Source organism: Cupriavidus sp. CP313, from assembly GCF_054072015.1.
In genome coordinates, this window is the sequence record NZ_JBSVZB010000003.1 from 161,349 (window position 1) to 186,979 (window position 25,631).

The window sequence follows — 25,631 nt, forward strand, 5'->3', positions numbered from 1 at the left end:
CCCTCTTCACATCACGGCCAGCAGCGTGGCGGCCAGGGTCAGGAAGCTGTACAGCAGGTAAACCGAGATGCGTCCCTGTTGCATCAGGCCGATCAGCCGGGCCAGGTACGACGTCAGATCGATCACGGGGCGATACAGCCAGCGCCAGAAATGGTCCGCCACCGTGACCCGGTAGTGCGGCTGTTCATCGAATGGCGTCGGCAGGTCACGGCGCATCTGGAAAAACGGCTCGAAGATCTGACGGATCGGCTGACCAAACCCCTCGGCAGTGTCCTGCATGCGTGCGGTGCCCCAGGGGAAGCCGCACGCCCAGGGCGGGCTGCGGCGCAGCCGGCCATGGTAGAAGCGTCGCACCAGCAGATAGGCGAGCGCAAAACTGGCCAGGATGCCTGACAGGAAAATAACCGGCCCATAGCTGGCCTGAGCCAGGCCGTTCGGCGCCAGCAGCCAGCCGCTGGCCGCGGTCCGGGCGCCGAGTCCGCTCGCCACCAGTTGCTGCGTCACCGGATCGATCAGCTGGACGAATTGCGTCGGCAGCAGGCCCAGCGCGATGCAGCCCAGCCCCAGCCACAGCATGCCCGCGCGCTCCCAGCGGCCGGCGTCATGCGCCTGGGCCAGCCTGGGCTCACGGGGCTGGCCGAGGAAGATCACGCCGAAGAACTTGACCATGGTGTAGCCGGCCAGTGCCGTCACCAGCGCGATCAGCGCGGCGACCACCGGGATCAGCATGGTCAGTATCGGTTCCGGCAGACCAGGCGTGAACAGGAAGCTCTGCAGCAGCAGCCACTCCGAGACGAAACCGCCAAGCGGGGGCAGCCCCGCGCTGGCCAGCACCCCCAGCAGCGTCAGCCAGCCCACCCATGGCATGTAGCGAATCAGTCCGCCCAGCTTGCCCAGGCTTCTCTCGGCGGTGGCATGCAGCACGCTGCCGGTACCCAGAAAAAGCAGGCTTTTGAAGAAGGCATGGCTGGCAACATGGTAAAGCGCGGCCGTCAGGGCCAGGGCGGCCATCGGCTTCATGCCGTAGGCCGAGAACAGCAGTGTCAGGCCCATGGCAACGAAGAGCAGGCCCATGTTCTCGATCGAAGAATAAGCCAGCAGCCGCTTCATGTCGGTCTGAACGGCTGCGAAGACCACGCCGAACAGCGCGGTGGCCAATCCGATGGCCAGCAGCAATCCGCCCCACCACCACAGGCGCATCTGCAGCAGGTCGAAGGACACGCGCAACAGGCCGTAGATGGCGGTGTTGAGCATCACGCCGCTCATCATTGCCGATACCGGAGACGGCGCTGCGGGATGCGCCTCCGGCAGCCAGATGTGCAGAGGCAGGATGCCGGCCTTGGCGCCGAATCCGAACAGGGCAAGCAGGAAACCGACGGAAGCCCAGAACGGCGTCAGCGCCTGGGCGCGCATGTTGGCAAACGTATAGTCGCCGGTGTTGGCCTGCAGCACGCCAAAGCACAGCAGGATGGCGATCGCCCCGATGCGCGCCATCGTGATGTAGAGATAGCCGGCGGCGCGCACTTCGGCGATGCGGTGGTTGGCGGTCACCAGGAAGAATGAAGACAACGCCATGGTTTCCCACATCACCATGAACGAGTAGGCATCGTCCGCCAGGATCACCCCGGCCATGCTGGCGAGAAACAGGTGGTATTCAAGACAAAGCAGGCCTGGCGGCGTGCCTTCGCCCTTGCGGAAATAGCCAGCCGCAAACGTCGAGATGCCAGCCGCCGCTCCCCCCATCACCATCAGGAAGTAGGCGGACAGGCTGTCGAGCCGGAGGTGGAACGGCAGCGATGGCAGGCCGATGGGCAGCACGGCTGCCTCGGGCGTGCCAGACACAGCGTGCAGCGCCAGGCCGAACAGCGCCAGCCCTGACAAGCCGCCGATCGGGAACAGCACGCGGGATACCAGGGCAAACCGATGCAGCGCCAGCACCCCTGCCACGCCGACCAGCAGCCAGGCCCCCACCACAACCAGCATCCAGTCGATATGAAGCCATTGCGTGAGAGGGGGCACGCTGCTCATGGGTCAGGCTCCGCGGCGGGTCGCACGGCGCCTGGCGGGAGGTGCCGCACCGCGCCGCGACGGTGGCCTGTCATTGCCGATGGTTTCCGCCTTGTCCGTGCCCCCGCCGCCGGGGACATACCGGACGCCATGCTGCGCCAGGTAGTCGCGGATAAGGCGACGTATCACCTGCGAGGCAGTCAGATCCTGCTGTGCACAAAGGCGCTCAAAGGCAGCCTTCTTGTCGGGATCGATGAGCAGCGTAAGCCGGGCGGTCTTTTGCTCCATGGGAGCCCTCAACATGGCAATACGATGATGACGTGAATCACATCATACATGATGGCCATGCGAACCCAAAGGGGCCAGAAGACCGGTGATAGAAAGCAAAACGCCCCGTCGTTCACCTGCGCGCTGGACCGAAGCCGCCATCCCTGGTGAACGCTCCCTTCTCCCGCGCAGTGGGAGAGGGGTGGGGGTGAGGGCCGGAGCCTCAACGAAGTGCAGCGCGTTGGTATGCCAGCGCCTGCCCTCACCCCCGGCCCCTACCCAGGAACCGTTTGCCAAGTAAGTAGACCCCACTCCGTCATTCCCGCGAAGGCGGGAATCCAGCGGCTTTGAGAAGCGCTCGCGCTTCAAAGACACTGGGTCCCCGCCTACGCGGGGACGACGTGTCGGTTACTGGGAGCAAGTCGGCATGGCCAGCGTGCGGTCATCTCTCCCGCAGCGGGAGAGGGGAACAAACCGGCAGCAGGCAGGCCTTGTCAGCCGCTTTGCTAGTGGGCCGGCAGCGCGCTGCGGATCAGCAGGTTGACCCGTTCCGGCTGCTCGTGGATCACCCAGTGGGTGCCCTCGGGGATGCGTTCCACGCGCAGGTCGGGCACGAAGTCACCCAGCCCGTCCACCAGTGATTTCGGCAGCGCGCGGTCGCGCTCGCCCCAGATCACCAGCGTGGGCACTCTGACCACAAAGGCGGCCGGATCCAGGCGCGAGATGTCGGGCGGCGGCTCGCCCTCGGCCGGCGGATGCATGGGCGAGGCGCGGTAGAAATTGACCCCGCCGGTGAGCGGATGGACGCCGGCGTCCTGGCCTTCGCCCGGCTGGGACCATGCCGCGTGGTACCTGGCGCGCGTCTCGGGCGTGTACCAGGCCGCCGGCTTGCCGTCGGCATCGGCCAGCATCCGCTCCAGCAGCGCAAAGTCGTTGGCGGCCAGTGCCTTTTCCGCGCCCGGCTTGCGCAGCCAGTTCATATAGGCGGAAGCGGCCTGCTGCGCGGGATCGGTGGCCAGCGCGCGCGCAAACAGGTACGGGTGCGGCGAGTTGACGATGATGAGCTGGCGCACCAGTTGCGGGAACTGGATCGCCAGGTTCCAGCAGATCGCCCCGCCCCAGTCGTGCGCCACCACCACGGCCTGGTCATAGCCCAGCGCGCTGACCAGCTGCACCAGGTCTTCGACGATATGGCGCGGCCGGTAGGCCTCGACCTCGGCGGGCTTGCTCGACAGGTTGTAGCCGCGCAAGTCCGGCGCCACGGCAAAATGCGTGTGCCCGAACTCGGCGAGCTGGGCCTCCCATTCGAACCAGAATTCAGGAAAGCCGTGCACGAACAGCATCAGCGGCTTGCCGCGCTCGCCCGCGCTGGCGTAGTGCAGGCGGGTGCCGTTGGGCAGCGTGGCGTACTGCAGGTGGCGGATCACGGCGGCGGGGGCAGCCATGTTGTTCTCCATATGCGGTCCTCCTCGTTGTGGCGTTGTGCTGGCGTCAGCCGCGCAGCGCGGCAACGAGGCCCGCGCGGACCTCGGGCTTGTCGGCAAACGGATCGCCGGGATTGCGCTGCCCGACGATATCCTCGAAGCGCTGGCGCACGGGGGCGAGCGCCTGGGGGTGGGAATAAATATAGAAGCTTTCGTCGCGGATGGCATCGAAGGTCAGCTGCGCGACCTCGGCGGCGGTCACCTTGCCGGAGCCGACGGCCTTGTCCGACAAGGCCTGCGACACCAGCTGCGAGCGCGTCGGCGGCGCCTGGTTGGCCAGGTCGGCGGGCCGGTTGCGCTGGGACTGGTTGATGCCGGTCGGCACGAAGTACGGGCACAGCACCGAGCAGCGCACCTGCTCCGTCACCAGGCCCAGGTCCTGGTACAGGGTTTCAGTCAACGCCACCACCGCGTGCTTGGACACGTTGTACACGCCCATTGCCGGCGGGTTCAGCAAGCCCGCCATCGACGCCGTGTTGACGATATGGCCCTGGTAGGCCGGATCCTTCTCTGCCGCGGCCAGCATCAGCGGCGTGAAGATGCGCACGCCGTGCACGACGCCGTACAGGTTGACGCCCATCACCCACTCCCAATCCTTCTCGGAGTTCTCCCAGATCAGGCCGCCCGCGCCCACGCCGGCGTTATTGAACAGCAGGTTGACCTGGCCGAAGGCCTCGATGGCAGCATCGGCCAGCGCCTGCACCTGGTCGGCACGCGAGACGTCTGTGCGCAACCCGATCACCGGCACATTGCGTGCCTTGAATGCCGCTACGGTCGCGTCCAGCGCGTCTTCCTGCACATCCGCCAGCACCAGCTTCATGCCGAGGTCGGCGGCAATGTGGGCAAACTCCTTGCCGAAACCCGAGGCGCCGCCGGTAATGACAGCCACCTTGTTGGAGAAATCCTTCATATCGTCTGTCCTGTCGCGTGATTCGTTTGGGGAACGGCGGGCCGTGTGCCGTGCGCGCGCTCAGGCGGCGCGCTGCACCTGGTAGCCTTGCCGCGGGAAATGCACATTGAGCGCACCGGCGCGCGGGTCCTGGCGGCGCAGCGTGACGCGGCGCGCGGTCAGCGACAGCAGCACGCCGGCCACCGGGTCGCGCGCATAGTCGGTGGGCGTGACGGTGACGGGGTCGCCGGCCTGCAGGCCGGCATCCGCGACCACCCCCTCATCCAGCGCCAGCGGATCGGCACTGCGCGCGGCGCCGATCGCGTCCTCGCTGTCGATCACGCGCGGCCGGCCATGGCCGAAGGTGTTCATGCGCGCATACCAGGCCTGCAGGCGCGGATAACCCTCCAGCAGCTGCGCCAGCGCGCCGGCGCGGCGGATAAACCAGAGGTTGTGGTACAGCGAGAAGTCGGCAACCGACAGCGCCGGGCCGGCCACATGCTCGATCCCGGCCGCGAACTGCGTTTCCAGTTGCCCGAACGTTTCATGCAGCAGCGCGGTGGCTTCGGGCAACGGCATGCGCAGCGCATTGGTGTCGCCGCGCATGGCCTTGCGGTCGGCGCTAAAGGCCTGGACCTGCGCCGGCGACAGGTGGCCCAGCATGCTGGCAACGCCGGCTGGCTGGAACACATAGGTCACTGACGCCGTGAACAGCGCCGCATCGAACCATGCTGCCGCGACCCGCGCCGCCGTGGCCTGGGCCGGTGGATACAGCGCCGGCGTGGGCGCCAGCGCGTCCAGCACCTCGCAGATCAGCACGGTATCGCAGTAGATATCGGCACCGACCTGCATCACCGGCGTGCGGCGGTAGCCGCCGGTCAGCGCCAGCAGGTCAGGCTTGGGCAGGACGGCGGGGATTTCCACCGCCTGCCACGCCAGTCCCTTGGCGCCAAGTGCCAGGCGCACCTTCTCAGAGAATGGCGAAGTTGCGTACTGATGAAGAATGATGTCGGCCATGCGCTCCACCTCCATGTTTGCCAGCGGGTGCCAGCTAGTGTGTCCTGTTCCGCAAATACCTTGCCATGAAATCGCCCAGTTGGCCGCCATGCGTCGTTGCTCGTCGTTGCCATAGCTACGGCTATGGCGCCTCCTCGCGCCTAGCCTGACGGCCAACTGGACGATTTCATTTTGGCAAGCTATCTGCGGAACAGGACACTAGTGCCATGCGGATTCAATCCAGCAGGTCCGGCTGTTCCTTGACGATGCGGGCATACAGCGGCTGGAACTGGAACCAGCCCGCCTGCGCCGTGCCGACGATCGAATAGGCCTGGCGCGCGGCCGCATCGGAGATCAGCTTGAGCGGCGCCTGGGTGCGCGCCGCGGCGGCTTCGGCCAGCAACTGGACCTGGCAAGAGCGCTCCATGGTGATGAACCACCAGGCGGCTTCGTCCACGGTCTTGCCGACCGTCAGCAGGCCGTGGTTCTGCAGGATGGCGGCCTTGTTCTGGCCCAGCGCATTGGCGATGCGCTGGCCCTCGTCGAGTTCCACCACCACGCCGCCGAAATCGTCATAGACCGCATGGTCCTGGTAGAACGCGCACACGTCCTGCGTGAGCGGATCGAGCGGGCGGCCCAGCGTGGACCACGCGCGGCCATAGGTGCTGTGCGAATGCGCGGCCGCGACCGCATCGGAGCGGGTCTGGTGCACGCGCGAATGGATGGCGAAGGCCGCGGCATTGACCGGGTAGTCGCCCTCCACCACGTCGCCGTGGTGGTCGCAGCGGATCAGGTTGGAGACCTTGACCTGGCTGAAATGCACGCCGAAGGGATTGACCCAGAAGGTATCGGGAAACTCCGGGTCGCGCGCGGTGATATGGCCGGCCACGCCTTCATCGAAACCGAATTTGGAAAACAGCCGGAAGGCCGCGGCCAGGCGCTGCTTGCGGTGCAGGCGCTCTTCGGCGGCGGTGGCGAACTGCGGCGGGCGCGGCAGGTTGCGGTAGCGGGCCTTGACCTCTTCGGGCAGGCCGGCGCCGATCTCGTCGGCGCTCTGGATTTGCGGGGCTTGCGGGGCATTCATCGGTGTCTCCATTTTTTTTGGTGAAATCCGTTGCCCGCGGCGCGCCCGGCAGGCGCGCCGCGGCCCTGCATGCGCCGGTCAGACCAGCTTGACCAGCTGCTTGCCGAAGTTCTTGCCCTTGAGCAGCCCGATAAAGGCTTCCGGCGCGCTGGCCAGGCCTTCGGCAACGCTCTCGCGGAACTTGAGCTTGCCTTGTGCGACGGCGGTGCCCAGTTCCTTCAGCGCCTGCGGCCAGACTTCCATATGCTCCGAGACGATAAAGCCTTCGATGGTCAGGCGCGACACCAGGATCAGCTGCGGGTTCTTCAGCGGCAGCGGCTGGCCGTCATAGCCCGCGATCATGCCGCACATGGCGATGCGGCCGAAGGCGTTCATGCGCGTCAGCACGGCGTCCAGGATATCGCCGCCGACATTCTCGAAATAGCCGTCGATGCCGTCCGGGGTGGCTTCCTTGAGCATCTTGTAGAGTTCCTTGGGGTCCTTGGCCGCCTTGTAGTCGATGCAGGCATCGAAGCCCAGCTCATTGACCACGTAGTCGCACTTGTCCTTGCCGCCGGCAAAGCCGACCGCGCGGCAGCCGGCCAGCTTGGCCAGCTGCCCGACCACGCTGCCCACCGCGCCGGAGGCCGCGCTGACCGCGATGGTCTTGCCCGGCTTGGGCAGGATGATCTTGTTCAGGCCATACCAGGCGGTCACGCCCGGCATGCCGACCGAGCCCAGGTAGGCCGACAGCGGGATATGCGTGGTATCGACCGGCTGCAGGCCGGTGCCGTCGCTGACGCCCATCTCCTGCCAGCCGAACATGCCGACCACCTTGTCGCCCGGCTTGAACTTGCTGTTCTTGCTTTCCACCACTTCGCCCACGGTGCCGCCGATCATGACCTCATCGAGCGGCTGCGGCGCGGCGTAGGACTTGCTCTCGTTCATGCGGCCGCGCATATACGGGTCCAGCGACAGGTAGTGGTTGCGCACCAGCACCTGGCCGTCGGCGATCTGCGGCATGGGCACTTCTTCCAGGCGGAAATTGGCCGGCGTCACCGCGCCTTCGGGACGCGAGGCCAGGACGATGCGCTTGAACGTTTTGGACATGATCGATTCCTTTCAGTAGGAATATGGAACAGCTTGAATACTGCGTCGGGAGGGACAGCCGCGCTGCCCCGTCTGCTGCATCGGCGCCGGCGCTCAGCCGTCGGCACCGGTATCGGTTTCACCCGGGCGCTGCGGCGGCATGCGCCGGATGTACTTGAAGGTGCCCGAGCCACGCGCCACGGTCCTGCCGTCGGCGTCGACGATCTCGCCTTCGCAGAACACCATGGTGGTGGTGCGGTGCACGGTGGTGCCGCGCGCGGTCAGCGCGCCGCGCCCCGGCGCCATGAAGCTGGTCTTCATCTCGATGGTGACCACGCCCCGGCCGTCCGCGTCGCTGCTGCGGCCGGCCACCGCCATGGCCACGTCGAGCAGCGTCATGATCACGCCGCCGTGGGCCATGTCCCAGCTGTTCTGGTGGCGCTTTTCGATCGGCAGCGCGATCTCGCTGCGGCCGCCTTCGGCGAGGTTGCAGGTCACGCCGAGGTCGGCAAGGAAGGGAATGTGGGTCAGGGGGCCTTTGAACTGGTTCATGGCAATTGCGAGTCCGTAGTTGGGTGCCGGCGAGACCGAGGCCTCGCCGGCCCCAAGTTTGAGGGCAATCCGGGATTCCGCCAAGCCGCGCCGTGCGTCATGTCCGGAATGCCCCCGGCCTGGCTCAGACCGCGCTGACGCCGCCGTCCACCGCCAGGATCTGGCCGGTGATGTGCTTGCCGGCGTCGCTGGCAAACAGCAGCGCCGCACCCTTCAGGTCCTCGTCGTCGCCCAGGCGGTGCAGCGGCACGCCGGCGCACATGGCGTCCACGCCCAGGCGCTCGAGCGAGCCCTTGGTCATCTTCGACGGGAAGAAGCCCGGCGCGAGTGCATTGACGGTGATGTTGTGCTCGCCCCACTCGCCCGCCAGCGTGCGCGTGAAGTTGACCACCGCACCCTTGGAGGTGTTGTAGGCAATGGTCTCCATGCTGCCCGGCGGGTTGCCGGCCAGGCCCGCGATCGACGCCACGTTGATGATGCGGCCATAGCGGCGCGGGATCATCGACAGCTTGCCGATGCGCTGGCTCAGCAGGAACAGGCCGCGGATGTTCAGGTTCATCACCTTGTCCCAGGCCTCGACCGGATGGTCTTCGGCTGGGGCGCCCCAGGTGGCGCCGGCGTTGTTGACCAGGATGTCGACGTGGCCCAGTTTAGCGATGGCTTCGTCCGCCAGGCGCGCGATCTCCGACTCCTGCGAGCCGTCGGCGGCGATCCAGTCGGCTTCGATGCCGAGCGACTTCAGGTGCGCCTGCGCCGCCTGCAGCTCATCGGCCTTGCGTGCCGACAGCACCACGCGCGCGCCCTGCTCGCCCAGCGCCTCGGCAATCTGCAGGCCAAGCCCGCGCGAGCCGCCGGTGATCAGCGCGGTCTTGCCCTTCAGGTCAAACAGTTGCTGGATGGTACGCATATTGTCTTCCTTCGTTCTGTAGTGTTCGGGATAGGCGAGCGCTGCTCAGAACCACGCGTCCTGCATGTCGAGCGTGGTGCGGTCGAGCGATTCAAGCAGCGCCAGCTGCGGGCCGACCTTGGGCAGCTCCCAGCGGAAGAAGTACGCCGCCGCGGCCAGCTTGCCGCGGTAGAAGTCCTCGTCTTCCTTGCCGTTCGCGCGCGGCAGCGCGGCTTGCGCCAGCAGCGCCTGCTCCAGCCAGATCCACGCCACCACCACGTGCCCGAAGGCCTCCAGGTAGACCGAGGCATTGGCCAGCGTCACGTTGGGGTCGCCCGCGCTCCACAGCGCCTGCGTGACCTCGGCCAGGCGTCTGGTGGCGGCGCCGAGGGCGCCTGCCTGCTGCGACAGCTCGGCATCGCCGGCAGCGAGCGCGCGGCCGATAGTGTCTTGCACGCGCTCGCCCAGCAGCTTGAAGGCCGCGCCATCCTTCATCACCACCTTGCGGCCCAGCAGGTCCAGGCCCTGGATGCCGTGCGTGCCTTCGTGGATCGGGTTCAGGCGGTTGTCGCGGTAAAACTGCTCGACGTTGTACTCGCGCGTGTAGCCGTAGCCGCCGTGCACCTGGATCGCCAGGTTGTTGGCCTCCAGGCACCATTGCGACGGCCAGCTCTTGGCGATCGGGGTCAGGATGTCGAGCAGCAGCGCCAGGCGCGCATGCGCGGCTTCGTTGCCGGCGGCCGCCGCGGCCTCTTCCTCGTCGACCAGGCGCGCGCAATAGAGGTTCAGCGCCAGGCCGCCTTCGACATAGCTCTTCTGCGCCAGCAGCATGCGGCGGATATCGGCGTGCTCGACCAGCTTCACCTGCGGGCTGGCCGCATCCTTGCCGCCGGGGCCGACGGCGCGGCCTTGCGGGCGGTTGCGCGCGTAGTCCAGCGCGTGCAGGTAGCCGGTGTAGCCCAGCATCACCGCGCCCAGGCCCACGCCGATGCGCGCCTCGTTCATCATGTGGAACATGCAGGCCAGGCCCTTGTGCGGCTCGCCCACCAGGTAGCCGATCGCACCGGCCTTGCCGCCCGGCTGGTACTTCATGCCTTCGCCGAAGTTCAGCAGGCAGTTGGTGGTGCCGCGGTAGCCCATCTTGTGGTTCAGGCCGGCCAGCACCACGTCGTTGTGCTCGCCCAGCGAGCCGTCCTCGTTGACCAGGTACTTGGGCACGATGAAGAGCGAGATGCCCTTCACGCCCGGGATCAGCTTGCCGTCCGGGCCGGGGATCTTGGCCAGCACCAGGTGGACGATGTTCTCCGACAGCTCGTGCTCGCCGGCGGAGATCCACATCTTGTTGCCGCGCAGCCGGTATTGCGCGCCCAGCGGCGATTCGCCCTCGTATTCAGCACGCGTGGTGATGTCGGACAGCGACGAACCGGCCTGCGGTTCCGACAGGCACATGGTGCCGAAGAAGCGCCCTTCCATCTCCGGCTTGACGAAGGTCTCGACCTGCGCCGGCGTGCCGTGCTTGAGCAGCAGGTTGGCATTGCCGATGGTCAGGAAGGGATAGGAGCTGGTGCCGACGTTGGCGCCCTTGAAGTAGGCGAAGCCGGCTTTCTCGACCACCACCGGCAGCTGCATGCCGCCCAGTTCGTAGTCCTGCCCGGCGGCCATCAGCCCGGCCTCGCAGAAGGCCTTCAGCGCGGTGCTGACCTCCGGAATGATGCTGACGGTCTCGCCGTCGAAATGCGGCTCTTGCTGGTCGCTCTTCTTGTTGTGCGGCGCGAACAGGTCGGTGGCGATCTTTTCGCAGGTGTCCAGCGCGGCGTCGAAGGTCTCGCGCGAGTGGTCGGCATAGCGCGGGATGCGCGTGAGCTCGTCGACCTTGAGCCATTCGTACAGCACGAAGTTCAGGTCGCGGCGGGAAAGGATCATCGACATGGTGTCTCCATGCGGCGCACTGCGTGGCGTGCCGCGAGTTCTTTTGTCTTCTGGTGCGAGCCGCCGGGGTTTTGAATCACCCTATGGGTGCTCCCTCTCCCGCTTGCGGGAGAGGGTTGGGGTGAGGGCGGGAGTCTCGACGACGTGCAGCGTCTCAGTCTGCCACCGCCTGCCCTCACCCCCTGCCCCTCTCCCGCAAGCGGGAGAGGGGAGCAAACCGGCAGCCTTGCCGGCTTTGTCGGCAATTACAGGACTTCGAACAGCCCAGCCGCGCCCTGGCCGCCGCCGATGCACATGGTCACCACCACGTACTTGACGCCGCGGCGCTTGCCTTCGATCAGCGCATGGCCGACCAGGCGCGCGCCCGACACACCGTAGGGGTGGCCCACGGCGATGGCGCCGCCGTTGACGTTCAGGCGGTCCATCGGGATGCCCAGCGTATCGGCGCAGTACAGCACCTGCACGGCGAAGGCTTCGTTCAGCTCCCACAGGCCGATGTCGTCGACCTTCAGGCCAGCCTTCTTCAGCAGCTTGGGCACGGCAAAGACCGGGCCGATGCCCATTTCGTCCGGCTCGCAGCCAGCCACGGCAAAGCCGCGGAACACGCCCAGCGGCTGCAGGCCGCGGGCCTCGGCCACGCGCGCATTCATCACCACCGCTGCCGAAGCGCCGTCCGAGAACTGCGAGGCATTGCCGGCGGTGATCACGCCACCCGGCACGGCGCTGCGGATCTTGGCCACGGCTTCCAGCGTGGTATCGGCGCGGATGCCTTCGTCGGCGGAGATGGTGACTTCCTTCGTCACCAGCTGGCCGGTCGATTTGTCGGCCACGCCGGCCAGCACCGTCATCGGCACGATCTCGTCCTTGAACTTGCCGGCTTCCTGCCCGGCGGCGGCGCGTTGCTGGCTGCGCACGCCGTACTCGTCCTGGCGCTCCTTCGAGATGTTGTAGCGCTTGGCCACGTTCTCGGCGGTCTGCAGCATGTTCCAGTAGATTTCCGGCTTGTTCTTCATCAGCCAGCTTTCCTGGACCATATGGCGGTTCATCTCCTGCTGCACGCACGAGATGCTTTCCACGCCGCCGGCGACGAAGATGTCGCCCTCATCGGCGATCACGCGCTGCGCGGCCATGGCAATGGTCTGCAGGCCAGACGAGCAGAAGCGGTTGACGGTGGCGCCGGGCACGGTGACCGGGCAGCCGGCGCGCAGTGCGATCTGGCGCGCGATGTTGGCGCCGGTGGCACCTTCCGGGTTGGCGCAGCCCATCAGCACGTCTTCCACTTCGGCGGCCTCGATCTTGGCGCGGGCAATGGCGTGCTGGACGGCATGACCACCCAGCGTCGCGCCGTGGGTCATGTTGAAGGCGCCCTTCCAGCTCTTGGCCAGCGGGGTCCGCGCGGTGGATACGATGACTGCTTCGTTCATGTCTTGCTCCTCGGAATCTCTTGTGTCGTTCAGTTCGGTGGTTCGGTTCAGCCCTGGCCCTTCAGCAGTTCAGCGGACGTGACGCGCGCAACGCCGGCGGCGCCGAGGTCCTGCCATGCCCTGGCCAGCGACCCGTCCAGGTCGATGGCGCGGCACGCATCCTCGATCACCGCGGCTTCAAAGCCTGCGGCACGCGCATCGAGCGCGCTCCAGGCCACGCAGTAGTCCGTCGCCAGCCCCGCGCAGAACACGCGCTTCACGCCATGCTCGCGCAAGTAGCCAGCCAGCCCGGTGCGCGTGGTGCGGTCCGCCTCCAGGAAGGCGGAGTAGCTGTCCACATCGGCGTGATGGCCCTTGCGGATCACCAGCCGCGCGTGCGGCACGCTGAGCCCCGCATGCATTGCGGCGCCCGGCGTGTCCTGCACGCAATGCACCGGCCACAGCACCTGCGGCCCGTACGGCAGCGTCAGCGACTGGAACGGCTGCGTGCCGGCATGGTTGGCCGCAAAGGAAACGTGCGCGGCCGGATGCCAGTCCTGCGTCAGCACCACATGACCGAACGCGCGCGCCAGCCGGTTGATGACGGGCACCACTTCATCGCCGTGAGGCACGGCAAGCGCGCCGCCCGGCATGAAGTCGTTCTGCACGTCGATCACCAGCAGGCAATCGTCCGGTCCGATGGTGGCGTTCATCTCAGCTCCAGGCTGAACCGTGTGGCGGTATTAACCGTTGAAGCCCTTGCCTTCGTCCGCCAGCTTCTGCAGCAGCGGCGCGACCTGCCACGCTTCACCGTGGTAGCCCTTGGCATAGCGCTTCATCGACAGCGCCACGTTGTACAGGCCGACCTGGTCCGCGTACAGCATCGGACCGCCGCGGAACAGCGGGAAGCCGTAGCCGGTCAGGTACACCATGTCGATATCCGAGGCCTTGGAAGCAATGCCTTCCTCCAGGATCTTGGCGCCTTCGTTGACCAGCGCGAACACCAGGCGCTCGACGATCTCTTCGTCAGAGATCTTGCGGCGCGTGATGCCGAGGTCCTTCGAATGCTGCACGATCATGTCGTTGACCTGCTGGTTCGGGTACGGCTTGCGGTCGCCCGCCTTGTAGTCGTACCAGCCCGCGCCGGTCTTCTGGCCGAAGCGGCCCATCTCGCACAGCAGGTCGGCGGTCTTCGAATACTGGATGTCCGGCTTGTCCACCGCGCGACGCTTGCGGATGGCCCAGCCGATATCGTTGCCGGCCAGGTCGCCCATGCGGAACGGGCCCATGGCAAAGCCGAACTTCTCGATGGCCTTGTCCACCTGTTCCGGCAGCGCGCCTTCGTCCAGCAGGTAGCCAGCCTGGCGGCTGTACTGCTCGATCATGCGGTTGCCGATAAAGCCGTCGCACACGCCCGACACCACCGCGGTCTTCTTGATCTTCTTGCCGATCTGCATGACCGTGGCCAGCACATCCTTGCCGGTCTTCTCGCCGCGCACCACCTCCAGCAGCTTCATCACGTTGGCCGGGCTGAAGAAGTGCATGCCGACCACGTCCTGCGGACGCTTGGTGAACGAGGCGATCTTGTTGACGTCCAGCGTGGAGGTGTTCGAAGCCAGGATCGCGCCGGGCTTGGCGACTTCATCCAGCTTCTTGAACACGGTCTCCTTGACGCCCATTTCCTCGAACACGGCCTCGATGATCAGGTCGGCGTCCTTGAGGTCGTCATAGGACAGCGTGGTGCTCAGCAGGCCCATGCGCTGCTCGACCTTCTCCTGCGTGAGCTTGCCCTTCTTGGCGCTGTTCTCGTAGTTCTTGCGGATCGTGGCCACGCCGCGGTCCAGCGCTTCCTGCTTGGTTTCCAGCATGGTGACCGGAATGCCCGCGTTCAGGAAGTTCATGCTGATGCCGCCACCCATGGTGCCGGCGCCGATCACGGCGACCTTCTCGATCTTGCGCGTCGGCGTGCCTTCGGGCACGTCGGGGATCTTGCTGGCGGCACGCTCGCCGAAGAAGGCGTGGCGCAGCGCGCGCGATTCCGGCGTGGTCACCAGGAACAGGAAGCCCTCGCGCTCTTCCTTGAGACCTTGCTCGAACGGCTTGAGCGAGCCGGCCACCGCTTCCAGGCACTTCAGCGGCGCCGGGAAGTTCTTGGCCATCGCGGCCACGGTGTTGCGGGCAAAGCCCAGGTAGCCTTCGGGGTTCTCGTGGCGCACCTTCAGGTCGCGCACCTTGGGGTGCGGGCCGGTGGCGGCGCCGACGTTCTGCGCGAACTTGACCGCCGCGGGCAGCACGTCACCGTCGACGATCTCGTCGAACAGCTTGGTGCCGGCGAACTTCTCGGACAGCACCGGGGTGCCCGACACGATCATGTTGGCCGCGGCCTCCAGGCCGATCACGCGCGGCAGGCGCTGCGTGCCGCCGGCGCCGGGCAGCAGGCCCAGCTTCACTTCCGGCAGCGCAATCTGGGCACCCATCGAGGCCACGCGGTAGTTACAACCCAGCGCCAGCTCCAGGCCGCCACCCATGGCGACCGAGTGCACGGCGGCCACGACCGGCTTGGACGAGCCTTCCAGCACGCGGATCACCGAGTGCAGCGTCGGCTCCTGCATGGCCTTGGGCGTATTGAATTCACGGATGTCGGCGCCGCCCGAGAAAGCCTTGCCAGCGCCGGTGATGACGATCGCCTTGACGGCGGCATCGTCCAGCGCGCGGGTCATGCCTTCGACGATGCCAAGCCGGGTGCTGTGACCCAGGCCGTTGACAGGGGGATTGTCGAGCGTGATGACGGCTACGCCGTCCTGAACCTGATACTGCGCTGTCATGCTGGTTCCTTTGGTGTCAAAAGTTGTCTCGGGATTCGAATTCTCGAATTCATTTTCCACTGCACGGCGCGGCCAGCGGCGGCCGGCGACTGCTGCGGGGGGCGGCCGTCATGGGCGGGTAAACCCTCCACCCGACCTGCCGCTTTCCCGCGCCCCGTAACGCCTTCCGGCGCTTGGGCGAAACAAGCATACACAAAATAGCACGGTCGTTCAATTTCAATTTTCAGACATTTCCGGCGACATGCGCAGTACGAATGCCGTCCCTGATCGTGATGCATGGAGCCCGCGCTTAATCCGCGCCAATCGCCGCGCCAAATCGCCCTGCCATGCCGGATAGAGCACTTGCCGAGTGCGACTGAGTGCCGCCTCTAAACCAGTATCGGACTTTATTTGACCGATACGGACAAATCGCGCGAGCCGACACGGTAGACTCGCGGCTTTTCGTTTTTTGCCGCCCGGGTTCCACAAGATGCCGGTTCGGCGGAAGGTCCGGCGACCCTGATGTCTTCCCCCTCACATTCCCACGCTCACGAGCACCAGCACCCGGTGGTCGAGCACGACCACCTCAAGCGCAAGCTCAAGGCCCGCCACCTGACCATGATCGCCATCGGCGGCGCGGTCGGCACCGGGCTGTTCGTGGCCTCGGGGGCCTCGATCGCGCAGGCCGGCCCCGGCGGCGCGCTGCTCATGTATATGCTGCTCGGCCTGATGGTCTATTGCCTGATGACCAGCCTGGGCGAGTTGGCCGTGCATATGCCGGTGGCCGGCTCCTTCGTCACCTACAGCGCGCTCTATGTCGACGAAGGCTTCGGCTTCGCGCTCGGCTGGAACTACTGGTTCAGCCTGGCGGTGACCATCGCCGTGGAACTGACCGCGGCGCAGCTGGTGATGCAGTACTGGTTCCCGGAAATGCCTGGCGTCATCTGGAGCGCCGGCTTCCTGCTGCTGATGTTCGGGCTCAATGCGTTCTCGGTGCGTGGCTTCGGCGAGGCCGAGTACTGGTTCGCGCTGATCAAGGTGGTGACCGTGATCGTGTTCCTGGGCGTAGGCCTCTTGATGATCTTCGGCATCATGAAAGGTGGCCCGCAGTCGGGCTGGCACAACTTCACCATGGGCGATGCGCCCTTTGTCGGCGGCATCCCGGCCATGATCGGCGTGGCGATGATCGCGGGCTTCTCCTTCCAGGGCACGGAAACGGTGGGCGTGGCCGCCGGCGAAGCGGAGAACCCGGCCAGGACCATCCCGCGCGCGATCCGGCAGACCTTCTGGCGCATCCTGCTGTTCTATGTGATCGCGATCCTGATCATCGGGGTGCTGATTCCCTATACCGATCCCAGCCTGCTGCGCAACGACGTCACCGACGTGGGCGTGAGCCCGTTTGCGCTGGTGTTCCGCCACGCCGGCCTGGCCTTTGCCGCGGGGCTGATGAACGCGGTGGTGCTGACCGCGCTGCTGTCGGCCGGCACCTCCAGCATGTACGTGTCGACCCGGATCCTCTACGGCCTGGCCGTCAGCGGCCGCGCGCCGCGCGCGTTCGGCAAGCTGACCGTGAGCGGCGTGCCGTTCAATGCGCTGCTGGCCACCACCGCCGTGGGCGCGCTGTGTTTCTTCAGTTCGCTGTTCGGGGACAAGGCGGTCTACCTGTGGCTGCTCAACACTTCGGCCATGACCGGCTTCTTTGCCTGGCTGGGCATTGCCATCAGCCATTACCGCTTCCGTCGCGGGCTGGTGCACCAGGGCTATGACGTGAGCATGCTGGCCTACCGCTCGCCGCTCTATCCCTTCGGCCCCATCTTTACCGTGGTGCTGTGCCTGGTGATCGTGGCCGGGCAGAACTACCAGGCGTTTGCGGATATTCCGAACCGGTGGCCGGAGATCGTGGCGACCTATATCGGCGTGCCGGCGTTCCTGGCGCTGTGGTGGGGGTACCGGGCCGTGAAGAAGTCGCGGCTGATTGATTACGAGGATATGCCGTTTGACTTGCCGAAACCACCGGTTCGCTCCCCTCTCCCGCTTGCGGGAGAGGGGCAGGGGGTGAGGGCAGGCACTGGCAAACCACCGGCATGACTTCGTAGGGGCGCCCCGCCCTCACCCCAACCCTCTCCCGCAAGCGGGAGAGGGAGCACACAAATTGCGTAGGCCGAGGTTGTCGAACTCCCGCCGCAGTACCAATCAGAACCTGAAGTTCGCCGTCAGCATGCCAAAGCGCCCTGCGCCCAGCGCGCCGTAGTGGTTGTGCGCCTTGGTGTAGTACGTCTTGTCGAACAGGTTCTGGATATTGAGCTGCAGCGACAGGTTCTTGTTCACCTTGTAGGCGCCCATCAGGTCAAAGCGCCAGTACGACGGCACATACAGCGAGTTGGCCGGGTTGGCATAGACCTTGTCGACATAGTACGCACCCGCGCCCACCGTCAGCGCCGGCAGCACCTGGTAGGTGGTCCACAGGCTGAAGCTGTTCTTCGGCGTATTGGGGAACTGGTTGCCGTTGTTGGCCGCGTTGACTGCCTGCGGGCCGTTGTCGATCAGCTCGCTGTTCAGGTAGGTATAGCCGCCGAACACGCCCCACTTGTCGGTCAGGCTGCCGGCGAAGCCCAGTTCGAAGCCCTTCACGCGCTGCTTGCCGGCATTGATCGTGGTGTTGGCGTCAACCGCGACCCGTGCATTGTTCTTCTCGATCTGGAAGATCGCACCGGTCAGCGACAGGCGGCGGGCCAGCAGGTCCCACTTGGTGCCGATTTCCACCGAACGCGAGGTTTCTGGCTCCAGGTTGCGCTGCGCCAGGGTAATGTTGTCAGCCCCGTCGCCATTGGTTGAGCCCGGCGGCGTCGACGAAGTACCGTACGACACATAGATGCTGCCGTACTCGACCGGCTTGTAGACCACGCCCGCCTGGTAGTTGAAGAAGTGCGATTTGTTGCGGACATCCAGCTGCGCCACGGCCGCGCCGGTGTTCGGGTTGGTGTACGCGTTGGCGAAGGCGTGCGTGTCGTAGTTGTCGTAGCGGACGCCGCCGTTGACCAGCCACTGCTTGGTGATCTCCACCGTGTCGAACAGGTAGACCGACTGCGTGTTGGTGGTCGTGGTGGTGGTGACGGGCATCTTGGTGATATTGCCGCGCCACGGGTCGTTCGGGTTCGGGTTGGCCAGCGGCGCGCAGTCGAAGCTGGCCACCAGCGACGCGTTGCAGATACCCGCGGCCGCCGCCGGGTTGGCCGAGACGACGTTATACGGGGTGTTATTGGTATCGTCGCGGCTGAACTCAAAGCCGAACAGCACGGTGTGCTTGAGGCTGCCGGTGTCGAACTTGGCGCTCAGGTCGGTCTGGTTGGTCAGCGTCTCGGTCGCCGAATCGCGGCTCTTGGTGTTGCGCCAGACAAAGCCGCGCGGCACGTTGCCCTTGCTGTCGTCAGGGTTGGTGACGATGTAGTCGTTGCTGGCGCGGCCCCAGCGGCTGGTGTTGCTGAACACCAGGCCGTTGCGGAAGTCATGCTTGACCGTGGCCGTGGCGATATCGGACTGCGTCTTCTGGAAATCGCGGTCGGTCAGGCCGTAGAAATTGTTGCGGTCGACACTGGCCGGCTGCGACGGATTGGCCTTGGTCGACTGGCTGGCGGGACGGGAATACGGAATGCTGTAGTCCGGCATGCCGTTGCCCTGCAGGTGGTAGTACGACAGCGTGACCTGCGTGGGTGAATTCAGGCCAAAGGTCACGGACGGCGCGAAGCCCCAGGAGTTCTGGTCGACCTCGTTGCGGCCGGGCACGTTGGCGGTATACCCCAGCGCATTCAGGCGCACGGCAGTGTTGTCGTTGAGCACGTAGTTGCCGTCAGCCGTGGCGCGGAAATACGAGTCCGTGCCCACGCCCACCGAGCCCTGCACGAAGTTCTCGCTGGTCGGCAGCTTCGACACGATATTGATCATGCCGCCGGCCGAGCCCTTGCCGCCAAAGGCCGAGCTCGGGCCCTTGATGACTTCGATGCTTTCGATATTGAAGGTGTCGCGGGTCTGCGAAGCGGTGTCGCGCACGCCGTCGACATAGATGCTCGACATCGAGTCGAAACCGCGGATAAACGGACGGTCGCCGATCGGGTTGCCGCCTTCGCCGGCGCCGAAGGTGATGCCCGGCGTGGTGCGCAGCGCGTCCTGCAGCGAGTTGGAGCCGGTCTGCTGCACCACCTGTGCCGGCACCACCGTGACGGACTTGGGGGTATCCAGCAGCGGCGCGGTGAACTTGGCCGACTGGGCCTCATCCACCTTGTAACCGTCCTCCTTCGCCCCTGTCACCGTCACGCTCTGCAGCGTCACGGGCTTGGTGCCGGCACCGGCCGCGGCGGCAGGCTGGCTCTCCTGCGCCGCAGCGCCCTGCATGGCAAACACTGCCACGGCGCCGGCCAGCGCCCCGGCCAGCGGATTCAGCCGAAACGTGTCCTGTTGTTGTTTCACGATCTACCTTCCCTTTGTAGCTTTGTAGTTTTCTTGACTCGGTCTATGCATGGTCATGAAGACAGGCTCAGGCAGCGTGAAAGCTTTGATTCATGTCATCCATAACGGCGGGCGATTATAAGATGGCCGAAATCAAAACACAAACAAGAATCATTCCTATTCAATCATCAAAAATGTCGAATCCACGGCCGGAAATGGCAGAAATGGCTGCATATGCCACTTTTCACGTGACAATATAGCCACTTCTCGACAATGCACGGCAGCTTGTTGACTAGTCTACTTAGCAGCAGCGGGCGGGCATGGCGCCTGCGGGAGCGCCCGTCCGGCGTTGCTTTCCCGTCACTGTCAGGGCGCTGACAAGCTATTGATTCTTCTGATGTTTCAGCCCGGCTGAAGCTGTGCCGCAGGGCGCGGCTGGGCCTTGGCGCCGGGTCGATGCAGACCCGGCGCATATCCACGGTGAGCGCCGGATCAGACCTCCAGCCACTCCTTTCTCACCTGCGAGTTGGCCTTCAGCTCCGCGGGCGTGCCTTCGAACACGATGTGCCCGTGCCCCATCACGTAGACGCGCTGGGAAATGTCCAGCGCGATCGCCAGCTTCTGCTCGATCAGCAGCACGGAAATACCCCGCTCCTTCAGCGTCTTCAGGTAGTCCCCGACCAATGCCACGATCATCGGCGCCAGGCCTTCGGTCGGTTCGTCGATCAGCACCAGGTCGGGGTCGCCCATCAGGGTGCGGCACAGCGTCAGCATCTGCTGCTCGCCGCCGGAGAGCACGCCGGCCGAGGTGTTCTCGCGCTCCTTCAGCCGCGGGAACATGTTGAACATGTCTTCGACGGTCCAGCGCGGCTTGGCCTGCCGTGGGTTGCGCTTCTCCCCCAGCAGCAAATTCTGCCGCACCGTCAGCGTCGGGAAGATGTCCCGGTTCTCCGGCACATAGCCAATCCCGAGGTGCGCGATTTCGAAGGTACGCCGCCCCAGGATCTCTTCGTCGCGAAACCGCACCGATCCCTCGGCCTTGACCATGCCGAGGATGGCCTTCGCCATGGTCGAGCGCCCCACCCCGTTGCGGCCCAGCAGCGCGACGATCTCGCCTTCGTCGATATGCGCGTCCACGCCATGGAGGATGTGGCTCTTGCCGTAGTAGGCGTGCAGCCCCCTGACATTCAGCATGCGCTTGCCCATCAGTGCGCTCCTTCGGTGGCGTCTTCGTCGAGGGTGGTGCCCAGGTAAGCCTCCTTGACCTTGCGGTTGTTGCGGATGGCCTGCGGGGTGTCCGTGGCGATCACTTCGCCGTAGACCAGCACCGAGATCCGGTCGGCCAGGCCGAACACCACGCTCATGTCGTGCTCCACCATCACCAGCGTCTTGCCGACGGTGACCTTGCGGATCAGTTCGACCGCGTGATCGGACTCGGAGCGGCTCATGCCCGCGGTGGGCTCGTCCAGCAGGATCACCTCGGCGCCACCCGCGATGGTGATGCCGATCTCCAGCGCACGCTGCTCGGCATAGGTCAGCAGGCCCGCCTGGCTATCGCGGCGGTGCTGCATGCCAATCAGCTCCAGCACCTCCTCCGCGCGCTCGCGCGTGTCGCGCAGGCCCTTGAGCCGGTGCCAGAACGAATACTTGTAGCCGAGCGACCACAGCACCGCGCAGCGCAGGTTCTCGAACACCGACAGCCGATGGAAGATGTTGGTGATCTGGAAGCTGCGCGACAGCCCCATGCGGTTGATCACGAAGGGCTGCAGCCCGCCGATCTCCTCGCCGCTCAGGCGCACCGTGCCGCTGGTCGGCGCAAAACGCCCCGAGATCAGGTTGAAGGTGGTCGACTTGCCCGCCCCGTTGGGCCCGATCAGCGCATGGCGCTCACCCTTCGGGATGCTCAGGTTCACGCCGCGGATGATCTCCGTCTGGCCGAACTTCTTGCGTACATCGGTCAGTTCCAGTGCCGCTGTCATGCCCTGCCTCCTGCGATTTCCATCTGTACCTTGTCCCACGCGCTGCGCACCCGCGCCGCCGCCAGGCGCCACGCGAACAGGCCAGCCGCCCACAGCGCGGCCGCCACCAGCCATGGCGTCCAGGTTGCGGCATCGAAGCCGACGCCGAACAGCGACATCGCGGTGCCGTTGGCGCTGTCGACCTGCACCTTGTAGACCAGCTCGACCGTCAGGATCATGGCCAGCAGCAGCACCACGCCGGCGCCGCCAGCACGCGCGTAGGACGGCAGCATGCGGCCCAGCTTGCCCTTGCCCAGCAGCGGCATCTGCATCAGCAGCAGGCTGGCCAGCCCGCCTGGCACGAACATCACCATCAGCACGAAGAACAGGCCCAGGTACAGCAGCCAGGCCTTGGTCAGGTCCGACAGCGCCACCGCGAACAGCACGAACACCACCGCGCCGATGATGGGCCCGAAGAACACGCCCGCGCCGCCGATGAACACCGCCAGCAGCACGCCGCCAGAGCGCACCGCGCTGACGTTCTCGGCCGAGACGATCTCGAAGTTGATGGCGCCCAGCGCCCCGGCGATACCCGCGAAGAATGCCGACAGGATCAGCACCAGGTAGCGCACGCGCTGGGTGTTGTAGCCGATGAACTCGACCCGCTCGGGGTTGTCGCGCACGGCGTTGGCGATGCGGCCCAGCGGCGTCTGCGTCCAGGCGTACATCGCCACCATCGACAGCAGGCACCACGCCGCGATCAGGTAGTACACCTGGCGCCCCGGCCCGAAGGTGATGCCCAGGAACGGGTCGCCGACCACGCGGTTGGTGGAGATGCCGCCCTCGCCGCCGAAGAACTCCGGGAACATCAGCGAACTGGCGAACACCATCTCGCCGATGCCCATGGTGATCATGGCAAAGGTGGTGCCGGACTTCTTGGTGGTGACGTAGCCGAGGATCACGCCGAAGAAGGCGCCCGCCAGGCCGCCCACCAGCGGCAGCATCGACACCGGCAGCCAGACCTTGCCCGCCCCGACCATGTTCAGCACATGCACGGCGATAAACGCGCCCAGGCCGGAGTAGACCGCGTGGCCGAACGACAGCATGCCGGCCTGCCCGAGCAGCATGTTGTATGAAAGCGCGAAGATGACCATGATGCCCATCTGCGACAGCAGCGTGATGGCGAAGCCCCCGGTGAAGATCAGCGGCAGCACCAGCATGACCAGCACGGTCAGGCTCCAGATGATCCAGCGCGCCAGGTTCAGCGGGCGGTAGCGCAGGGTGCGGCCGGTCACCACCGGCTCGCGGGGTTGTTGCATCGCTTGCTCCATGGTGTCAGCTCTCCCGGGTTCCCATCAGTCCACGCGGGCGGAAGATCAGCATCACCACCAGCAGCAGGTACGGCAGCACCGGCGCCACCTGGGCCACCGTGAGCTTCCACAAGGAATAGAACGGCGTGGCCTCGCTGACCGCCAGCCCCAGGCTGGTCATCAGGCCCGCCAGCGAGGCGTCGATGGTGACCGCGAAGGTCTGCAGCACGCCGATCAGGATCGACGCAATGAAGGCGCCCACCAGCGATCCCATGCCGCCCACCACCGCCACCACGAACACGATCGACCCGACCGCCGCGGCCATCGACGGCTCGGTGATAAAGGCGTTGCCGCCGATCACCCCGGCCAGCCCGGCCAGCGCGGCGCCGCCGCCAAACACCATCATGAACACGCGCGGCACGTTGTGGCCCAGCGCCTCGACCATTTCCGGGTGCGTCAGCGCGGCCTGGATCACCAGCCCGATGCGGGTACGCGTCAGCACCAGGTAGATCGCCACCAGCATGCCCAGCGACACCAGCATCATGAAGGCGCGGTACTTGGGGAAGGACGAGGTGAACACCGTGAACAGCGGCCCGTCCAGCTCCGCGGGAATCCGGTACGGCACCGCCGCCAGGCCCCACACCAGCTTGACGCCCTCTTCCATCAGGTAGGCCAGGCCGAAGGTGAACAGCAGCTCGGCCACGTGGCCGTACTTGTGCACCGTGCGCAGGCCGAAGCGCTCCACCAGCGCGCCCGCGCCGGCCACCAGCAGCGGCGCGAAGATCAGCGCCGGCCAGAACCCGACCTTGCTGGCGATGGTGTAGGCAAAGTAGGCGCCCAGCATGTAGAAGCTGGCGTGGGCAAAGTTGAGCACGCCCATCATGCTGAAGATCAGCGTAAGGCCCGATGACAGCATGAACAGCAGCAGCCCGTAGCTGATGCCGTTCAGCAGTGAGATGACGAAGAATTCCACAGCGTGTCCTTCAAGCTGGCGCCGCCATGCGTGGGCATGCCGGCATCCGTCCGGTTGGATTGAGGGTGAGCGTCCCCCTCCGGGGGCGGATGCCCGCCCCGGACGCTCCCCGGTATCGACCGAAAAAGACCGAAAGTATGCAGGATCGGGCGGCCACTTTGTCAGCGTGGCCGGCCCGTCACGGACAGGATCAGCTCGGCCGCTTCATCTGGCAGGAGGTCGGCTGGGCCGACACGTACTGGTCCATCAGCGCGTTGGTCTTCCAGCCGTAGCCGGTGTTTTCCTGGTCGTACTTGATTTCCTTGCCATCCACCTTGGTCCAGGTGGCGACCACCAGCGGCTGCTGCGCCTGGTGGTCCGAGTTGCGCATCTCGACCGTGCCGTTCATGCTGTCGACCTTGATGCCCTCGAGCGCCTTGGCGACCTTGATCGGATCGGTCGAGCCGGTGTCCTTGAAGGCCTTGGACAGCATGGCAATGCCGGTGTAGGAGGCCATCACGTAGAAGTCGTCGTTGTACTTCTTCTTGAAGCCCTCGATGACATCAGCCCCCTTGAACCCCTTGTTGTTGGGGTTGTAGTAACCGACATACTTGACGTGTTCGGCGCCGGTGGCGCCCATCGCCGTGGGCACGCCGGTGGTGCCGGCGTAGTAGGTGTAGTAGTTGGTGGTCAGGCCGGCATCCTTGCCCGCCTTGATCAGCAGCGCCAGGTCGCTGCCCCAGTTGCCGGTGATCACGGTATCGGCGCCAGAGGCCTTGATCTTGGCCGCGTACGGGGCAAAGTCCTTGACCTGCGCCAGCGGGTGCAGGTCTTCACCCACGATCTGGATGTCCGGGCGCTTGCGCTTCAGGTAGTCCTTGGCCGCGCGCGTCACCTGGTGGCCGAACGAGTAGTTCTGGTTGATCAGGTAGACCTTCTTGACGTTCGGGTCCTTGGCCAGGAAGGTGGTCAGCGCCTCCATCTTCATGTCCGAGTTGGCGTCGAGCCGGAAATGCCAGTAGTTGCATTTGGCATTGGTCATGTCCGGGTCCACCGCGGCGTAGTTCAGGTAGACGATCTCCTTGCCCGGGTTGCGCTCGTTGTGCTTGGCCACCGCGTCCTGCAGCGCCAGCCCGACCGACGAGCCGTTGCCCTGCACGATATAGCGGATGTTCTGGTCGACCGCCTGCTTGAGGATGGTCAGGCTTTCCTGCGGCGACAGCTTGTTGTCGAAACCCACCACCTCAAACTTGTGCGCGCCGGCCCAGTTCTTCTGGTTGGCGATGTCGGCGACATACTGCCAGCTCTTGAGCTGGTTCTGCCCAACGGGAGCCATCAGGCCCGATAGCGGGTCAATGAAGGCGATCTTCACCGTATCCGCGAGTGCGGTACCTGAAACCAGCGCAGAACCCAGTGCGGCAAACACGGCCACACCGGCCACCAGCGGACGCATTTTGGTCATACCTGTCTCCTTCACTCTTGTCGTTGGCTTGTCGTCGAATTTGGCTGGCTGCGCGGCGTCCTCCATGCCACGCCCTGCAGTCGGCCCCGAACACGCCATGCCGCAAGCAGGCATGGCGCACCGGAAAGCGCGTGCCG

20 protein-coding genes are annotated in these 25,631 nt (G+C 65.7%); 1 reads left to right on the plus strand and 19 read right to left on the minus strand.

From position 1 onward, the window contains the following. Window positions 1–6: 6 nt before the first annotated feature. The 13 genes from hyfB to ACW4E8_RS05295 all read right to left on the minus strand — a co-directional run bounded on the left by hyfB (window position 7) and on the right by ACW4E8_RS05295 (window position 15,390). A complete protein-coding gene (gene hyfB / locus ACW4E8_RS05235; protein WP_456803543.1) occupies window positions 7–2,028 on the minus strand; it encodes a hydrogenase 4 subunit B in 2,022 nt (673 codons plus the stop codon). Between the two features lie 3 nt (window positions 2,029–2,031). Continuing rightward, a complete protein-coding gene (locus ACW4E8_RS05240; RefSeq protein WP_456803544.1) occupies window positions 2,032–2,295 on the minus strand; it encodes a ribbon-helix-helix protein, CopG family in 264 nt (87 codons plus the stop codon). A 485-nt stretch (window positions 2,296–2,780) separates the two neighbouring features. Next, window positions 2,781–3,731, minus strand: a complete 951-nt coding sequence (locus ACW4E8_RS05245) for an alpha/beta fold hydrolase (RefSeq protein WP_456803545.1) — start codon at window positions 3,729–3,731, stop codon at window positions 2,781–2,783. A gap of 34 nt (window positions 3,732–3,765) precedes the next feature. After that, the gene (locus ACW4E8_RS05250; RefSeq protein WP_456803546.1) at window positions 3,766–4,668 is read right to left on the minus strand and encodes an SDR family oxidoreductase; all 903 of its coding nucleotides are present in this window, start codon (window positions 4,666–4,668) and stop codon (window positions 3,766–3,768) included. A gap of 60 nt (window positions 4,669–4,728) precedes the next feature. After that, on the minus strand, window positions 4,729–5,664 hold the full coding sequence (locus tag ACW4E8_RS05255; protein WP_456803547.1) for a glutathione S-transferase family protein: 936 nt from the start codon (window positions 5,662–5,664) through the stop codon (window positions 4,729–4,731). Between the two features lie 214 nt (window positions 5,665–5,878). Beyond that, complete coding sequence (locus tag ACW4E8_RS05260) at window positions 5,879–6,727, minus strand: class II aldolase/adducin family protein (protein WP_456803548.1); 849 nt, start codon at window positions 6,725–6,727, stop codon at window positions 5,879–5,881. 78 nt (window positions 6,728–6,805) lie between these two features. Further along, window positions 6,806–7,816, minus strand: a complete 1,011-nt coding sequence (locus tag ACW4E8_RS05265) for an NADP-dependent oxidoreductase (protein WP_456803549.1) — start codon at window positions 7,814–7,816, stop codon at window positions 6,806–6,808. A gap of 93 nt (window positions 7,817–7,909) precedes the next feature. Further along, the gene (locus ACW4E8_RS05270) at window positions 7,910–8,347 is read right to left on the minus strand and encodes a PaaI family thioesterase (RefSeq protein WP_456803550.1); all 438 of its coding nucleotides are present in this window, start codon (window positions 8,345–8,347) and stop codon (window positions 7,910–7,912) included. 124 nt (window positions 8,348–8,471) lie between these two features. After that, on the minus strand, window positions 8,472–9,254 hold the full coding sequence (locus ACW4E8_RS05275; protein WP_456803551.1) for an SDR family oxidoreductase: 783 nt from the start codon (window positions 9,252–9,254) through the stop codon (window positions 8,472–8,474). 45 nt (window positions 9,255–9,299) lie between these two features. Continuing rightward, entirely contained in the window at window positions 9,300–11,162 is a 1,863-nt protein-coding gene (locus tag ACW4E8_RS05280) for an acyl-CoA dehydrogenase (RefSeq protein ID WP_456803552.1), read from the minus strand. Window positions 11,163–11,407: 245 nt separating this feature from the next. Next, window positions 11,408–12,586: an acetyl-CoA C-acyltransferase gene (locus ACW4E8_RS05285; RefSeq protein WP_456803553.1), complete on the minus strand. Its 1,179-nt coding sequence runs from the start codon at window positions 12,584–12,586 to the stop codon at window positions 11,408–11,410. Window positions 12,587–12,633: 47 nt separating this feature from the next. Continuing rightward, window positions 12,634–13,278, minus strand: coding sequence for a bifunctional nicotinamidase/pyrazinamidase (gene pncA / locus ACW4E8_RS05290; protein WP_456803554.1), 645 nt, complete (start codon window positions 13,276–13,278; stop codon window positions 12,634–12,636). A gap of 30 nt (window positions 13,279–13,308) precedes the next feature. Beyond that, window positions 13,309–15,390: a 3-hydroxyacyl-CoA dehydrogenase NAD-binding domain-containing protein gene (locus ACW4E8_RS05295; protein WP_456803555.1), complete on the minus strand. Its 2,082-nt coding sequence runs from the start codon at window positions 15,388–15,390 to the stop codon at window positions 13,309–13,311. A 501-nt stretch (window positions 15,391–15,891) separates the two neighbouring features. Between ACW4E8_RS05295 and ACW4E8_RS05300 the strand changes: the two genes are divergently transcribed. Continuing rightward, window positions 15,892–17,457 carry an amino acid permease gene (locus tag ACW4E8_RS05300; RefSeq protein WP_456803556.1) on the plus strand — a complete coding sequence of 522 codons (1,566 nt, stop codon included), beginning with the start codon at window positions 15,892–15,894 and terminating at the stop codon, window positions 17,455–17,457. Window positions 17,458–17,562: 105 nt separating this feature from the next. On the opposite strand, the gene ACW4E8_RS05305 is transcribed toward ACW4E8_RS05300, so the two are convergent. From ACW4E8_RS05305 to ACW4E8_RS05330, 6 genes are all read right to left on the minus strand, one after another. After that, window positions 17,563–19,833, minus strand: a complete 2,271-nt coding sequence (locus tag ACW4E8_RS05305; RefSeq protein ID WP_456803557.1) for a TonB-dependent receptor — start codon at window positions 19,831–19,833, stop codon at window positions 17,563–17,565. Between the two features lie 471 nt (window positions 19,834–20,304). Continuing rightward, window positions 20,305–21,018: an ABC transporter ATP-binding protein gene (locus ACW4E8_RS05310; RefSeq protein WP_340530798.1), complete on the minus strand. Its 714-nt coding sequence runs from the start codon at window positions 21,016–21,018 to the stop codon at window positions 20,305–20,307. After that, on the minus strand, window positions 21,018–21,791 hold the full coding sequence (locus tag ACW4E8_RS05315) for an ABC transporter ATP-binding protein (RefSeq protein ID WP_456803558.1): 774 nt from the start codon (window positions 21,789–21,791) through the stop codon (window positions 21,018–21,020). Before ACW4E8_RS05315 ends, ACW4E8_RS05310 begins: the two co-directional genes overlap by 1 nt. Next, window positions 21,788–23,101: a branched-chain amino acid ABC transporter permease gene (locus ACW4E8_RS05320; RefSeq protein ID WP_456803559.1), complete on the minus strand. Its 1,314-nt coding sequence runs from the start codon at window positions 23,099–23,101 to the stop codon at window positions 21,788–21,790. The genes ACW4E8_RS05315 and ACW4E8_RS05320 overlap by 4 nt, the downstream gene beginning before the upstream one ends. A 4-nt stretch (window positions 23,102–23,105) precedes the next feature. Continuing rightward, entirely contained in the window at window positions 23,106–24,053 is a 948-nt protein-coding gene (locus ACW4E8_RS05325; protein ID WP_340530791.1) for a branched-chain amino acid ABC transporter permease, read from the minus strand. Between the two features lie 190 nt (window positions 24,054–24,243). Continuing rightward, a complete protein-coding gene (locus ACW4E8_RS05330; protein WP_456803560.1) occupies window positions 24,244–25,494 on the minus strand; it encodes a branched-chain amino acid ABC transporter substrate-binding protein in 1,251 nt (416 codons plus the stop codon). Between the last annotated feature and the right edge of the window lie 137 nt (window positions 25,495–25,631).

Bases quoted from the DNA above. Each gene is read 5' to 3' on its own strand.
- hyfB (WP_456803543.1), bottom strand. From the start codon at position 2,028: ATGAGCAGCGTGCCCCCTCTCACGCAATGGCTTCATATCGACTGGATG.
- ACW4E8_RS05240 (WP_456803544.1), bottom strand. From the start codon at position 2,295: ATGGAGCAAAAGACCGCCCGGCTTACGCTGCTCATCGATCCCGACAAG.
- ACW4E8_RS05245 (WP_456803545.1), bottom strand. From the start codon at position 3,731: ATGGAGAACAACATGGCTGCCCCCGCCGCCGTGATCCGCCACCTGCAG.
- ACW4E8_RS05250 (WP_456803546.1), bottom strand. From the start codon at position 4,668: ATGAAGGATTTCTCCAACAAGGTGGCTGTCATTACCGGCGGCGCCTCG.
- ACW4E8_RS05255 (WP_456803547.1), bottom strand. From the start codon at position 5,664: ATGGCCGACATCATTCTTCATCAGTACGCAACTTCGCCATTCTCTGAG.
- ACW4E8_RS05260 (WP_456803548.1), bottom strand. From the start codon at position 6,727: ATGAATGCCCCGCAAGCCCCGCAAATCCAGAGCGCCGACGAGATCGGC.
- ACW4E8_RS05265 (WP_456803549.1), bottom strand. From the start codon at position 7,816: ATGTCCAAAACGTTCAAGCGCATCGTCCTGGCCTCGCGTCCCGAAGGC.
- ACW4E8_RS05270 (WP_456803550.1), bottom strand. From the start codon at position 8,347: ATGAACCAGTTCAAAGGCCCCCTGACCCACATTCCCTTCCTTGCCGAC.
- ACW4E8_RS05275 (WP_456803551.1), bottom strand. From the start codon at position 9,254: ATGCGTACCATCCAGCAACTGTTTGACCTGAAGGGCAAGACCGCGCTG.
- ACW4E8_RS05280 (WP_456803552.1), bottom strand. From the start codon at position 11,162: ATGTCGATGATCCTTTCCCGCCGCGACCTGAACTTCGTGCTGTACGAA.
- ACW4E8_RS05285 (WP_456803553.1), bottom strand. From the start codon at position 12,586: ATGAACGAAGCAGTCATCGTATCCACCGCGCGGACCCCGCTGGCCAAG.
- pncA (WP_456803554.1), bottom strand. From the start codon at position 13,278: ATGAACGCCACCATCGGACCGGACGATTGCCTGCTGGTGATCGACGTG.
- ACW4E8_RS05295 (WP_456803555.1), bottom strand. From the start codon at position 15,390: ATGACAGCGCAGTATCAGGTTCAGGACGGCGTAGCCGTCATCACGCTC.
- ACW4E8_RS05300 (WP_456803556.1), top strand. From the start codon at position 15,892: ATGTCTTCCCCCTCACATTCCCACGCTCACGAGCACCAGCACCCGGTG.
- ACW4E8_RS05310 (WP_340530798.1), bottom strand. From the start codon at position 21,018: ATGGGCAAGCGCATGCTGAATGTCAGGGGGCTGCACGCCTACTACGGC.
- ACW4E8_RS05315 (WP_456803558.1), bottom strand. From the start codon at position 21,791: ATGACAGCGGCACTGGAACTGACCGATGTACGCAAGAAGTTCGGCCAG.
- ACW4E8_RS05320 (WP_456803559.1), bottom strand. From the start codon at position 23,101: ATGGAGCAAGCGATGCAACAACCCCGCGAGCCGGTGGTGACCGGCCGC.
- ACW4E8_RS05330 (WP_456803560.1), bottom strand. From the start codon at position 25,494: ATGACCAAAATGCGTCCGCTGGTGGCCGGTGTGGCCGTGTTTGCCGCA.